At 64.4% G+C, this 13,320-nt stretch carries 12 protein-coding genes; 2 read left to right on the top strand and 10 right to left on the bottom strand.

Annotated features, from left to right (window positions below; translation table 11 throughout):
* Positions 1-296: 296 nt before the first annotated feature.
* The 6 genes from BM279_RS11780 to leuS form a co-directional block, all read right to left on the bottom strand.
* Positions 297-1,448 carry an acyl-CoA dehydrogenase family protein gene (locus BM279_RS11780; protein WP_093503933.1) on the bottom strand — a complete coding sequence of 384 codons (1,152 nt, stop codon included), beginning with the start codon at positions 1,446-1,448 and terminating at the stop codon, positions 297-299.
* A 160-nt stretch (positions 1,449-1,608) separates the two neighbouring features.
* Positions 1,609-2,892 (bottom strand): lytic murein transglycosylase, encoded by a 1,284-nt coding sequence (locus tag BM279_RS11775; protein WP_093504279.1) that lies wholly within the window; start codon positions 2,890-2,892, stop codon positions 1,609-1,611.
* Positions 2,893-2,963: 71 nt separating this feature from the next.
* On the bottom strand, positions 2,964-3,116 hold the full coding sequence (arfA, locus tag BM279_RS11770; RefSeq protein WP_075929904.1) for an alternative ribosome rescue factor ArfA: 153 nt from the start codon (positions 3,114-3,116) through the stop codon (positions 2,964-2,966).
* A gap of 87 nt (positions 3,117-3,203) precedes the next feature.
* Positions 3,204-4,238, bottom strand: coding sequence for a DNA polymerase III subunit delta (gene holA, locus BM279_RS11765; RefSeq protein ID WP_093503931.1), 1,035 nt, complete (start codon positions 4,236-4,238; stop codon positions 3,204-3,206).
* A gap of 196 nt (positions 4,239-4,434) precedes the next feature.
* Positions 4,435-5,040, bottom strand: a complete 606-nt coding sequence (locus BM279_RS11760) for an LPS-assembly lipoprotein LptE (RefSeq protein ID WP_093503929.1) — start codon at positions 5,038-5,040, stop codon at positions 4,435-4,437.
* Between the two features lie 97 nt (positions 5,041-5,137).
* Entirely contained in the window at positions 5,138-7,741 is a 2,604-nt protein-coding gene (gene leuS / locus BM279_RS11755; protein WP_093503926.1) for a leucine--tRNA ligase, read from the bottom strand.
* Positions 7,742-7,919: 178 nt separating this feature from the next.
* On the opposite strand from leuS, the gene BM279_RS11750 reads away from it, so the two are divergent.
* Positions 7,920-8,228 carry a hypothetical protein gene (locus tag BM279_RS11750; protein WP_093503923.1) on the top strand — a complete coding sequence of 103 codons (309 nt, stop codon included), beginning with the start codon at positions 7,920-7,922 and terminating at the stop codon, positions 8,226-8,228.
* A 79-nt stretch (positions 8,229-8,307) separates the two neighbouring features.
* Positions 8,308-9,072, top strand: a complete 765-nt coding sequence (locus BM279_RS11745) for a YdcF family protein (RefSeq protein ID WP_093503921.1) — start codon at positions 8,308-8,310, stop codon at positions 9,070-9,072.
* A gap of 216 nt (positions 9,073-9,288) precedes the next feature.
* Here BM279_RS11745 and lnt read toward each other — a convergent pair whose 3' ends face one another.
* The 4 genes from lnt to BM279_RS11725 are packed head-to-tail and all read right to left on the bottom strand — an operon-like array spanning position 9,289 to position 13,190.
* Entirely contained in the window at positions 9,289-10,806 is a 1,518-nt protein-coding gene (lnt, locus tag BM279_RS11740; RefSeq protein ID WP_093503918.1) for an apolipoprotein N-acyltransferase, read from the bottom strand.
* Between the two features lie 48 nt (positions 10,807-10,854).
* Complete coding sequence (locus BM279_RS11735) at positions 10,855-11,691, bottom strand: HlyC/CorC family transporter (protein WP_093503916.1); 837 nt, start codon at positions 11,689-11,691, stop codon at positions 10,855-10,857.
* A 24-nt stretch (positions 11,692-11,715) separates the two neighbouring features.
* Positions 11,716-12,174: an rRNA maturation RNase YbeY gene (gene ybeY, locus BM279_RS11730; protein ID WP_093503914.1), complete on the bottom strand. Its 459-nt coding sequence runs from the start codon at positions 12,172-12,174 to the stop codon at positions 11,716-11,718.
* Entirely contained in the window at positions 12,171-13,190 is a 1,020-nt protein-coding gene (locus BM279_RS11725) for a PhoH family protein (RefSeq protein WP_093503912.1), read from the bottom strand. The genes ybeY and BM279_RS11725 overlap by 4 nt, the downstream gene beginning before the upstream one ends.
* Between the last annotated feature and the right edge of the window lie 130 nt (positions 13,191-13,320).

The following is a 13,320-nucleotide window of genomic DNA, read 5'->3' as shown; positions in this document are numbered from 1 at the left end:
TGGCAGCCAAGTGGCGGTAGTGGTCATCGGCGCAGTATCTGTGGGAGCGGACCATGCCCGCGATTTTTCGCGGGCATGAACTAGGCGTCCCCGCCCGCTCCCACAATGGATCATTGACGGCTGCCTTTTCCCGAGGAAACGGCCGTTCGCGAACTCGTGGGAGGGGCTTTAGCCCCGAGCTCTTTGTTTGCCTTGAAAAAGACTCGAGGCTAAAGCATGTCCCACAAAGCACCATGCCCACCGTCCGCTCTCACCTTGTAGCTGCAGCTTCATGCATAACGATCGTGAACAGGTTCTTACAGCAAGTAGTGCTTGAGTTCCCGGGCGATCAGTAGGCGCTGGATTTCGCTGGCGCCTTCGTAGATCTGGGTGATGCGCGCATCACGGTAATAACGCTGCACCGGGAAGTCCTCCAGATAGCCGTAGCCACCGTGTACCTGCAGGGCCTTGGAGCACACCCGCTCGGCCATTTCCGAGGCGAACAGCTTGGCCTGGGAGGCTTCCGACAGGCATGGCTGGCCGGCGCTGCGCAGGCGTGCGGCATGCAGGGTCAGCAGGCGGGCGGCGTTGATCTGGGTGTGCATGTCGGCTAACAGGTTGGCGATGCTCTGGTGTTCGCCAATCGGCTTGTCGAACTGTACCCGTTCGCGGGAGTAGAGCAGAGCAGCTTCGAATGCAGCGCGAGCGATACCGACCGCTTGGGCGGCAATGCCGATGCGTCCGCCTTCGAGATTGGACAGGGCGATGCTCAGGCCCTTGCCGCGCTCGCCGAGCAGGTTGGCGGCCGGAATGCTGCAGTCGTCCAGGGTGATGGCGCAGGTGTCCGAGGCGCGGATGCCCATCTTGTGTTCGCTGCGCTCGATGCGAAACCCCGGAGTATTGGTGGGCACCAGAAAGGCTGAGATGCCCTGCTTGCCCAGTGGGGCATCGGTCACCGCGAAGACGATGGCCAGCCCGGCGCGGCGGCCATTGCTGACGAACTGCTTGGCGCCATTGAGCACCCAGCGGCCGTCGCGCAGCTCGGCGCGGGTGCGCAGGTTGTGGGCCTCGGAGCCGGCCTGGGGTTCGGTCAGGCAGAAGCAGCCGATTACTTCGCCGCTGGCCAGGCGCGCCAGCCATTCGCCTTTCTGCTCCTCGCTGCCGTAATTGAGCAGCGGGCCGCAGCCTACCGAGTTGTGCACGCTCATCAGGGTGCCGGTGGCACCGTCGGCGGCGGATACTTCTTCCACGGCCAGGGCATAGGCCACGTAATCCAGATAGCTGCCGCCCCAGGTGTCCGGCACGATCATGCCCAAGAGGCCCATCTCGCCCATCTGGGAGACCGCCGCGTCGTCTATCCAGCCTGCCTTTTCCCAGTCCTGGGCGTGGGGCGCGATGGCGCGCCGGGCGAACTGCCGGGTGCAGTCGCGGATCATGCGTTGTTCTTCGTTCAGCTCGATGTCGTGCATAGCGACCTCTCTGTTGTCATTGACCCGCGCCGGATCACGGCTTTCGGGCAGTCAGGCATCTCCTGGATCACAGGGGATGCCTGCTACAGAGTCGCCCAGGAACGGGCGAATCGCAAACGCAGAAAAAACGCGTGGTGAGGGGCATCACCACGCGGCGGGGTCAGTGCGGCTGGCGCAGCTGTTCGAGCAGCTCGGCATCCGGGTAGCCGTCGGCTGGCCAGCCCAGGTGCAGCTGGAAGGCGCGGATGGCCTTGCGGGTGTTGGCGCCGATGATGCCGTCGGCATGGCCGGAGTCGAAGCCGCGCGCGTTGAGGCGTTCCTGCAGTTCGATGCGCTCGCTGCGGCCCAGCTGGCGGTCGCCCTCTGGCCAGCTGGCCTGTACAGCGTTGCCGCCACGCAGCGCGTCGGACAGCAGGCCGATAGCCAGGGCGTAGGAGGTCGAATTGTTGTAGCGCAGGATGCTTCGGAAGTTGTTGAACAGCAGGAACGCCGGCCCGCGGTGCCCGGCGGGCAGCAGCAGGGTGGCGGTGGCGTCGTCACGCGGTGGGCTCAGGGGCTGGCCCATCGGTCGCACGCCCAGTTCGCGCCACTGCGCCAAGCTGCGGCGCACTTCCGGGTCGGCCTGGGCGTAGTCGAAGCCCTTCGGCAGATGGACTTCGAAGCCCCAGGGCTGGCGCAGCTGCCAGTTGCCGCTTTGCAGGTAGTGAGCGGCGGAGGCCAGAGCATCGGCGGTGGAGGTCCATACGTCACGCTTGCCGTCGCCGTCGAAATCCACGGCATGCTCGTTGTAGGTAGTAGGCATGAACTGGGTCTGGCCCATGGCGCCGGCCCAGGAACCGACGAGGCTCTCGGGAGCGATGTCGCCATGCTGGAGAATCTGCAGCACGGCCAGCAACTGCCCCCGCCAGAAGGCCTGACGACGGCCTTCGTAGGCCAGGGTCGCCAGCGAGCGCACCACGTTGTGGCTGCCTATGTTGCTGCCGAAGTTGCTCTCCAGGCCCCAGATGGCGACCAGGGTTTCGGCGTCAACGCCGTAACGCTGTTCGATCTGGTTGAGGGTGGCACGGTTCTGGGCCAGCAGAATGCGCCCGCGAGCGACCCGGCTCGGCGACACCGCGCCCTTGAGGTATTCCCATACGGGGCGGCTGAATTCGGGCTGGCTGCTGTCGGCCTTGACCACATCCGGGTTGGGCGTCACGCCGGCGAAAGCGCGGTCGAACAGGGGCGGGCTGATACCGGCGGCGATGGCGTCGCTGCGCAGCAGGTCGCGCCACTGTTCGAAGGTCAGCTGCTGGTCGACGGGCTGGCTGTTGGCATCGGTTGCACTCGGCGCGGCACTCGTGGACGCCAGGGGCTGGGCAGGGGCATCGGCGCAAGCCGTGAGCAAAAGCAGGAAGCTGGCCGCAGCGGTCGCCGGCAGGCCGCGAATGAACAGGTTGGGCATGGTCATCTCAACACGTTTTGCAGGCGACCACCTTAGCACGGATGAGGGGAAATTCGGGCCGGGCGAATTTTTCAAGCCGCCACAAACGAACAAGCCTCCCAGTTTTGCTGGGAGGCTTGGCGGTTGTAGCTGCCTTTTCCTTTGCCGGGGCGCTCCTGGCGTGAGCGGAACAGCGGCTGGGCGATGATGGATTTGGCCTTGTTGGGGCGCTTCTTCTTGCTCATGGCAGATCCTCGATCGGTGCCCGCCCGGATAGCGAGCGGCGCGAATGATGCGCCGCTGCAGAGCCAATGTCCATACGCAAGGTAGGCTTAAGCGCCAAGCTTCAGACGTTGCCCGGCCATCATCAGCACAAGGCGCGACAGGCTGGCCCAGGGATCACCCGGCGCCTGGCCCTTGACCTGTGCATCGATCTGCTGGGCATCCATCAGCAGGGCGTTCCAGCGTGCTGGCGTGTGTCGCTGCAGGGCCTTGCTGACCAGCGGGCGGCGCTTATCCCACACCGGCGGGCGGGCGGAGGCGAAGGCCTTGTCCAGCGGTATGCCCTGACCATGCTGGTAAGCAATGTTGGCCAACTGGCGCAGTTCGCGGGCCAGCATGACCACGATGAACAGCGATTCCTGACCCTCGCCGCGCAGGCCGTCGAGCATGCGCAAGGCGTGGGCGGCTTCGCCATTGAGGATGGCGTCGATCAGGCCGAAGACGTCGTAACGGGCGCTGTCGGCGACAGCGGCCTGCACGGTTCCGGCATCGATCTGCTGGCCATCGGCGAGCAGCTTGAGCTTCTCGATTTCCTGGGCGGCGGCCAGCAGGTTGCCTTCGACCCGCGCGGCGATCAGGTCGACCGCATCGGCACTGGCGTTCATGCCGGCCTGGGCCAGGCGCTGGCGGATCCACTGCGGCAACTGATTGGCATCCACCGGCCAGATCTGCACGAACTGGCAGTTGGGCCCGTCGATGAGCGCCTTGGCCCACTTGGTCTTCTGCGTGCTGCCATCGAGTTTGGGCAGGGTGATCAGCAGCAGGGTGTCTTCCGGCGGACGATTGAGGTATTCGAGAATCGCCGCCGCGCCCTTGTCCCCAGGCTTGCCGTTGGGGATGCGCAGCTCGATGACGCGCTTCTCGGCGAACAACGACAGGCTGGCGCCGGCTTCGTAGAGCATGCCCCAGTCGAAATTGGCCTCGGCATGAAACACTTCGCGCTCGGTGAAACCCTGGGCGCGGCTGGCGCTGCGGATGGCGTCAGTGGCTTCCTGGCAGAGCAGGGCCTCATCGCCACATACCACGTAAACCGGGGCGAGGGTGCCTTGCAGGTGTTTGCCGAGTTGGGCGGGAGCGAGTTTCATGGGTAAGCCTGAGAGGCCTCGTCCGTCTTGGAACGTCTTTAGATCTTGCGAGCTAGAGCCCTGCAAGGCCTAAAAGGCCTCACAAAAACAGGCGAGGAACGGTCGGAGTCGCGGGCGACTGTACTTTTGTACATGAGCATTCCGCGCCTGTTTTTAACGCCGCAGGGCCGACGCGCAGCAGATCGTAAACAGGTTCTTACTGGACAGGTAGTTCGATGGGCGACTGCTGCGGCTGCGCGGCTTCACGCTGACGGGCTGCTTCCAGGGCGTCGGCTTCGGCCTTCGCCTTGGCTTCGGCGGTCTGCTGCAGTTCGTCCAGCTGTGCCGGGGTGATCTGCTGCAGGCGCAGAGTCAGCTGTTGCACCAGGTCGCGGCGCATTTCGGTGCGCAGCTGGGCAGCCTGCTGGTCGTTGCCGATCAGGTTGTTGGAGTCCTGCACGTAATAGTTCTGCACTTCGAGCGTGTTGCTCAGCAGCAGCAGGTTCTTGGCGCCACGGATCTCGTAATTCAGCGTCATGGTGCGCTCGTACTCGACGCTGCGCGCCGAGCTGGTGTAACTGGCCGAACGCTGGCTTTCCTTCTCGCCTGCCAGGTACAGCTTGTAAGCGGCGCCCTGGAACACTTTTACGCCGTTGTTCTCGAGCACGTCCTTGACCTCACGCACGGTGTCGCCGTAAGTGTCGCGTGCGCTGACGTCGAGCTCCTTGAGGGCGAACTGCACGTCGCCGGTGCCACGCAGCTGGAAGCCGCACGCGCCGAGCAGGCCTGCCAGGCCGATTACCAACAGATTGCGCTTGATCATCTCGTATCCCCTTGTCCTGCCGGCTCCGCTGGCCGGCATGGCCGAAACTCTAGACCGGATGCCGGTCGCCAGTGGCGACCGGCCGTTCCCTGTCGCCTCAACCGGCGACGATATTGACCAGCTTGCCGGGCACCACGATGACCTTGCGGATCGTCAGCCCTTCGGTGAAGCGTTGTACGTTCTCGTTGCTGCGTGCAGCGACCTCGACCGCCTCACGGCTGGCATCGGCCGGCACTTCGATCTGCCCGCGCAGCTTACCGTTGACCTGGATCACCAGGGTCAGGCTGTCCTGCACCAGAGCCGACTCGTCCACCACCGGCCAGCTGGCGTCGATGATGGCTTCTTCGTGGCCCAGCTCCTGCCACAGTTCGTGACAGATGTGCGGGGTGATCGGGGCGAGCAGCAGGGCGACGGTTTCCAGGCCTTCCTGGATCAGGGCGCGCTGCTGGTCATTGTCCTGGGGGGCTTTTTCCAGCACGTTCATCAGGGTCATCACCTGGGCGATGGCGGTGTTGAACTTGTGGTGCTGGCCTACGTCCTGGGAGGCCTGCTTGATGGCCAGGTGGATGGCGCGGCGGATTTCCTTGCCGGCGTCATCCAGCTTGGCGACATCCAGCACGCTCGGCAGGCCCTGAGCGACGTGGCCTTGGGCCAGACGCCAGACGCGGCGCAGGAAGCGGTTGGCGCCTTCGACGCCAGCATCCGACCATTCGCAGCTCATGTCGGGTGGTGAAGCGAACATCATGAACAGGCGGCAAGTGTCGGCGCCGTAGGCATCGATCATCGCTTGCGGGTCGACACCGTTGTTCTTGGACTTGGCCATCTTCTCGGTGCCGCCGATTTCCACCGGAAGTCCGTCGCTTTTGAGAACAGCGGAGATGATCTTGCCTTTGCTGTCGCGCTCGATTACCACGTCAGCCGGGTTGATCCAGGTCCTATTGGTCACTGGGCCGCGGTAGTAGGTCTCAGCGACCACCATGCCCTGGGTCAGCAGGTTCTTGAACGGCTCGTTGGAGGTGACCAGGCCTTCGTCGCGCATCAGCTTGTGGAAGAAGCGCGCATAGAGCAGGTGCAGGATGGCGTGTTCGATACCGCCGATGTACTGGTCAACCGGCAGCCAGTGGTTGGCCGCGACTGGGTCGACCATGCCGCCGGTGTAGTGCGGCGAGGCGTAGCGGGCGAAGTACCAGGACGACTCCACGAAGGTGTCCATGGTGTCGGTTTCGCGCTTGGCCGGTGCGCCGCATTTCGGGCAGCTGCATTCGTAGAATTCCGGCATGCGTGCCAGCGGCGAGCCGGCGCCATCGGGCACCACGTCTTCGGGCAGCACCACCGGCAGCTGGTCTTCCGGCACCGGTACGTCGCCACAGCTGTCACAGTGGATGATCGGGATCGGGCAGCCCCAGTAGCGCTGGCGGCTGATGCCCCAGTCGCGCAGGCGGAACTGGGTGCGGGATTTGCCGAGGTTCTTGCGCAGCAGCGCCGCTTCGATGGCGTCGAACGCGCCTTCGAAGTCCAGGCCGTCGAACTCGCCGGAGTTGATCAGCTGGCCGTGCTCGCCATAGGCGTCCTGCCATTCGCTACCGACTTCATCGCCGGCGCTGGTACGCACCACGGCCTTGACCGGCAGGTGGTACTTGCGGGCGAAGGCGAAGTCGCGCTCATCGTGGGCCGGAACCGCCATCACCGCGCCATCGCCGTAATGCATCAGCACGTAGTTGGCGACCCACACCGGCAGCTTCTCGCCGGTCAGCGGGTGCTCGACGAACAGCGAGGTCGGCAGGCCTTTCTTTTCCTGGGTGGCCATGTCGGCTTCGGCGACGCTGCCAGCCTTGCATTCGGCGATGAACGCCTGCAGCTCGGGGTTCTCCTTGGCGGCCAGGGTGGCCAGCGGGTGCTCGGCAGCCACGGCGACGTAGGTTGCACCCATCAGGGTATCCGGGCGGGTGGTGAAGACTTTCAGCGCACCGGCTTCGCCAATGGAGTCGACGTTGTAGGGAAACTGCACTTCCATGCCGCGGGATTTGCCGATCCAGTTGCGCTGCATGGTCTTGACCTGTTCCGGCCAGCCATCGAGTTCGTCCAGGCTACTCAGGAGTTCATCCGCGTAGGCGGTGATCTTGAAGTAGTACATGGGGATCTCGCGCTTTTCGATCACCGCGCCGGAACGCCAGCCGCGGCCGTCGATGACTTGCTCGTTGGCCAGCACGGTCTGATCGACCGGGTCCCAGTTGACGGTACCGTTCTTGCGGTAGATCACGCCTTTTTCGAACAGGCGGGTGAACAGCCATTGTTCCCAGCGGTAGTAGTCCGGCTTGCAGGTGGTGACTTCACGAGACCAGTCGATGGCCAGGCCCAGGCTTTTCAGCTGGGACTTCATGTAGGCGATGTTCTCGTAGGTCCACTTGGCCGGCGCCACGTTGTTCTTCATGGCGGCGTTTTCCGCCGGCATGCCGAAAGCGTCCCAGCCCATGGGCTGCAGCACGTTCTTGCCCTGCATGCGCTGGTAGCGGGCAATCACGTCACCGATGGTGTAGTTGCGCACGTGCCCCATGTGTAGCTTGCCGCTCGGATAGGGGAACATCGACAGGCAGTAGAAGGTGTCCTTGCCGGGTTGTTCGCTGACAGCAAAGGAGTTCTGCGCGTCCCAGTGGGATTGCGCGGCGGCTTCGATTTCACGTGGCTGATACTGTTCGTGCATGGCTACTTGCGCTAGGGAAAGGGGCTTTCGGGAAACGCCGTAGCATACATGACCCCCCTTGGCAGAGGGAAACGCTGATTGCGCGGCGCGCTGTCGACGGCGCCATTTGTCGTCGCGGCAAGCCGGCTGCGGGGTGGCGGCTACGCTCAGTTGAGGGCGCCCTGCCTGGAGGTGTGCGATGCAAGTCCCCTTAGATACCCATAGCGAGAGCGACCCCTACGGACGGTTGCTGGAACGCCTGACCGTTGCCCTGGACGAAGCCGATAATCTGGCGCAGCTGTCCAGCCAGCCGCCCCCGGACATGGAAGTGCGCGGCCTGTCGCCCGACGAGCTGGCGCTGATCACCGCCTACCTTGCCAAGGATCGCGCCTGGCTCAATGGCTGGCACGCCACGGCGGCGCGTCACTACCAGTCGGCGGTTGCGCAGCCGCCATTCGAGCGCCAGCCGGCCTTGGCCGGTCGCGAGCCCGAGTGCCACAAGTCCTGACCCTGGCCGCAGGTTGCTGCGTTCGCTTGCGCTGAAACGTCAACAGACCCTAGGCTTCGAGCCTTTTTGGAGGTGCTCGATGCCGCTGCGCTATCTGCTCAAGCAATTCTTCATGCCGCCCGGCATCCTGTTGCTGCTCATCGCCCTGGGCTGGTTCCTGCGTCGGCGTTTCCCGCGCCTGGCGCTGTGCTGTTTCACGCTCGGGCTGGGTGGCCTGTGGCTGATGAGCCTGCCGGTGACGGTAGAGTGGATGGCCAAGGTGATCGAGCGCGAGCCGGCCATCGCCCAGCAGCAGTGGAGCGCCCTGGTGCAGCAGGCGGATGTGATCGTCGTGCTCGGCGGTGGCCGTGATTCGGACGACCCCGCCTGGGGTGGCGAGCAGCCCAGCGCCATGGCCCTTGAGCGCACCCGCTATGCGGCGCGGCTGGCCAAGGCGTCCGGGTTGCCGGTGCTGACCACTGGTGGCCTGCATTTTGGTCGCCCGCCGAGCGAAGCGGCGATGATGGCCGAGGTGATGCACGAGGATCTCGGTGTCGAGGTGCGCTGGCAGGAAGCGCGCAGCCGCACCACCTGGGAGAATGCGACCGAGACCGCTGCGCTGCTGAAACCTGAAGGTATTCGCCGGGTGTTGCTGGTGACCCAGGCCTGGCACATGCCGCGTTCGCGCTGGTGTTTCGAACAGGCAGGTTTTGAAGTGGCGACAGCGCCGGTGGGCTTTCTCGGTGTGCCCAACGGCCGACCGATGGGCGGCTGGCTGCCGGAAGGCAAGGCGTTCTGGCAGAGCACCTTGCTGCTCAATGAGGTGATCGGCGCGCTGGCTTATTCGCTGGTTTACGGACGGTAGCGTCAAGTGGTGGGCTAAAGCCCACCCTACTCATCGGAGTGCAGGCTGCGGATTGGCCGGTGAGTTGGTCGTCGCCGCTTATCCCCTGTGGGAACGGGCCATGCCCGTCACGTCGCGCGCATGGACCATGGGGCCCTGCGCGCTTCCATTAGTCATGGCGCCGATTCTGCGTATGGGATAAGCGCCAGCCTGGTCCCAATAGTCAGCTCAACTCAGTTACTTCGCATCCTGACGCCGCCGCACCAGCGCCCAGCCGGCCAGCAAGCTGCAGAGCATGATCAGCGGCCACGAGCGCCATTGCAGGTAGGGCGTCAGGTGCTGCATCGGCTGCACCTGGCCGTAGAGCGTGGCTTGCTCGAATTGCGGCAGGCGTTCGGTGATGTGCCCGAACGGGTCGATCAGCACGGTCACGCCGTTGTTGGTGGCGCGGATCATCCAGCGGCCAGCCTCCAGAGCGCGCATCTGCGCCATCTGCAGATGCTGCAGCGGGCCGATCGACTTGCCGAACCAGGTGTCGTTGCTGACCGTCAGCAGCAGATCGCTCTGGGCTGCCATCTCGGCGGCGAATTCCGGGTAGACCACTTCGTAGCAGATAAAGGTGGCGATGCGGTGCCCCTTGGCTTCGAGCAGCGGCTGGTCGTGCTCGCCGCGGGCAAAGTCGGACATCGGCAGGTCGAAGAAGGCGATCAGCCCGCGCAGCATATCCTGCAGCGGCACGTATTCGCCGAATGGCACCAGGCGCTGCTTGAGGTAGTCGCCAGCGCCCTGGCCGACCACGCTGACCGCGTTGTAGTAACGCATCTCACCGTCGGCATTGGGCTGGCGAATCGGCACGCCGGTGATTAGCGCGCTTTTCCGGTCGCTGGCGAAGCGATCCATCATGCTCAGGTAGCCGATGGCTTGATCCTTGAGCACCGGCACTGCGGTTTCCGGCCACACCAGAATGTCTACTGGCTTGCTGGCGAAACTCATGTCGCGGTACAGCGCCAGCTGCGCATTGAGCTGGGCCGGGTCCCACTTGAGGTTCTGGGCCACATTGCCCTGGATCGCCGCGACGCTGACCGGCTCGCCCGCCGGGGCGGTCCAGGGGTGATCCTTGAATGCCGCGCCGAGCAGCCAGGGCGCGATCAGCAGCACCAGCGCCTCGGCTAGTTGTGGCTTGTTGCCGAGCAGGCGCGGCAGGTTAACCAGGAGCGCGGCGCTCAATGCCAGGGCGAACGACAGCAGCCACACGCCGCCAATCGGCGCCAGGCCGGCCATGGGGCCGTCGAGCTGGCTGTAGCCGGCGTAGAGCCACGGAAAGCCGGTGAGGAACCAACCGCGAAACGCTTCCTGGGCCACCCACAGCGCAGCGAACGCCAGAGCATCGCCCAATGGCGCACTGTCACGGCGCAGGCACAGCGCCCACAGCCAGGTGGCGAGGGCGAAGAAGAGGCCCAGGCCGGCGACAAAACCCAGGGTCAGGAAGGCGGCCAGCGGCGGTGAGGCCGCGCCGTAGTCGTGAATGCTCACGTAAACCCAGCTGGTGCCCGAGGCGAACAGCCCGAAGCCGTACCACCAGCCGCGCCAGGCTGCCTGGCGCGGGGTCAGCGCCCGCAGGCCGCGGTAGAGCAGGGCGATGGACAGCAGCGCCAGCGGCCAGATGCCATAGGGCGCCAGCGCCAGGGTAGTCAGCGCACCGGCCAGCAGAGCGATCAGGTTGCCGGCCCAGCCGGGTTGGAACAGTCGGTTCATCGAGAGACTCACGATAGAAAACACCCCATCGAATGATGGGGTGTCGGGTCAGCGGGCCAGCGGTGTCAGGCGTAGCAGGTGCACACGGCGGCTGTCGGCGTTGAGCACGCGAAAGCGGAATTCGCCGATCACCGTCACTTCGTTGCGCTTGGGCAGGTGGCCGAACGCGCTCATCACCAAGCCGCCGACGGTGTCGAACTCGTCGTCGGAGAAATCGGTGGTGAAGGTTTCGTTGAAGTGATCGATAGGCGTCAGCGCCTTGACCAGGAAGTCGCCGCTGGGCAGCGGTTTGACGTAGCTGTCTTCCTCGACGTCGTGCTCGTCCTCGATGTCGCCGACGATCTGCTCGAGCACATCCTCGATGGTCACCAGGCCGGCGACGCCTCCGTATTCGTCGATCACCACCGCCATGTGGTTGTGGTTGGCGCGAAATTCGCGCAGCAGCACGTTGAGGCGCTTGGACTCGGGCACGAAAGTGGCCGGGCGCAGCATGTCGCGGATGTTGAAGTCCGGCTGGTCGGTCAGCAGCAGGGGCAGCAGATCCTTGGCCAGCAGGATGCCGAGCACGTCGTCGAGGGTTTCGCCGATCACCGGATAGCGCGAGTGCGCCGCGTCGATGATCACCGGGAGGAATTCCTTGGGAGACTGGCTGGCCTTGATGGTTACCACCTGGGAGCGCGGCACCATGATGTCGCGAACCTGCAGGTCGGCGACCTGGATGGCGCCTTCGACGATGGCCAGGGCCTCGCTATCGAGCAGCTTGTTCTGGTGGGCATCGCGCAGGACTTCCAGCAGTTCCTGGCGGTTTTTCGGCTCATGAGCAAAAGCCTGGGTCAGTTTGTTCAACCAGGACTTCTGCTCGTTGCTCGATCGGTCTTCGCTCATGGCGTTTTACTCGGGATCCCTATGTCATTCGTCGCCGGCATACGGGTCGGGATGACCCAGCTCGGCGAGCAATATTCGTTCCAGGCCTTCCATCTCCTCGGCTTCCGAGTCAAGGATGTGGTCGTAGCCCAAAAGATGCAAACAGCCGTGTATCACCAGATGCGCCCAATGCGCCTCCAGAGTCTTGCCTTGCTCGACAGCCTCACGCTCGACCACTGGCACGCAGATCACTAGGTCGCCGAGCAGCGGTATATCGAGTAATTCGTCGGGTACATCGGCCGGGAAGGACAGCACGTTGGTGGCGTAGTCCTTGCCGCGCCAGGTGCGATTGAGCTCGCGGCCTTCCTCTTCGTCCACCAGGCGGATGGTCAGTTCCGAGTCGGCGCTGCGTTGGCGCAAGGCAATCGCACACCAAGCCTGAAAGTCGGCCTCGGCGGGCAGGTGGCCAGCTGTGCTCGCGACCTGCAGATCCAGTTCGATCATGGCTCGGAGCGCGCTCCCGGGTCGTTGTCCGCCGGGCGGCGGTCGAACGGCTGATGCTCGGCGTCGAAACGCTCATAGGCCTCGACAATGCGCTGAACCAGCGGGTGGCGCACCACGTCCTTGGGCAGGAAGTGGGTGAAGCTGATGCCTGGTACGCCCTTGAGCACTTCGATCACGTGCTTGAGGCCACTCTTGGTGCCGCGCGGCAGGTCGACCTGGGTGACGTCGCCGGTGATCACCGCGGTGGAGCCGAAACCGATACGGGTCAGGAACATCTTCATCTGTTCCATGGTGGTGTTCTGACTCTCATCGAGAATGATGAAGCTGTTGTTCAGCGTGCGGCCGCGCATGTAGGCCAGCGGCGCGACTTCGATCACCTGTTTCTCGATCAGCTTGGCCACCTGCTCGAAACCGAGCATCTCGTACAGGGCGTCGTAGAGCGGGCGCAGGTACGGGTCGATCTTCTGCGACAGGTCACCGGGCAGGAAACCGAGCTTCTCGCCAGCCTCGACCGCCGGGCGCACCAGCAGGATGCGGCGGATCTGCTCGCGTTCCAGGGCGTCCACGGCAGCGGCTACGGCCAGATAGGTCTTGCCGGTACCGGCCGGGCCTATGCCGAAGTTGATGTCGTGGTCGAGAATTGCCTTCACGTACAACTGCTGGTTGGCGCCGCGCGGGCGGATCATGCCCTTGCGCGTGCGCAGTGCGATATTGAGGTTGGCACTGGGGTTGTTCAGCTCCTCGATGCCCGACTCCTGCAGGAACAGGTGCACCATGTCCGGCGACAGCTCGGTCGCGTCGGTTTCACGGTACAGGCGGCGCAGCAGGTTCTCGGCAGAGGTGGTCTGCCCGGGCTCGCCCAGCAGCTCGAACTGGTTGCCGCGGTTGCGGATCTCGATGCCAAGGCGCGATTCGATCAGGCGCAGGTGCTCGTCGAATTGCCCGCTGAGGTTGGCGAAGCGCTTGGCTTCGAAGGGTTCGAGGGTGAAGCGATGAGGTGTCGAGGTGGTATTCAAGGTCGTTTTATGGCCGCCGTCGGCTGAATGGAAGGGAGAGAATAGCGCTAGCCAGGGACGAGTGAAAGCGCGGCCGACAGCCGCGCTGCGCTTGGCGCGTCATCACCATATGCGGGCAGCCGGCTACTTC

The organism is Phytopseudomonas straminea, assembly GCF_900112645.1.
Classification (GTDB): Bacteria; Pseudomonadota; Gammaproteobacteria; order Pseudomonadales; family Pseudomonadaceae; genus Aquipseudomonas; species Aquipseudomonas straminea.
This window is presented reverse-complemented; position numbering and strand designations above follow the sequence as displayed.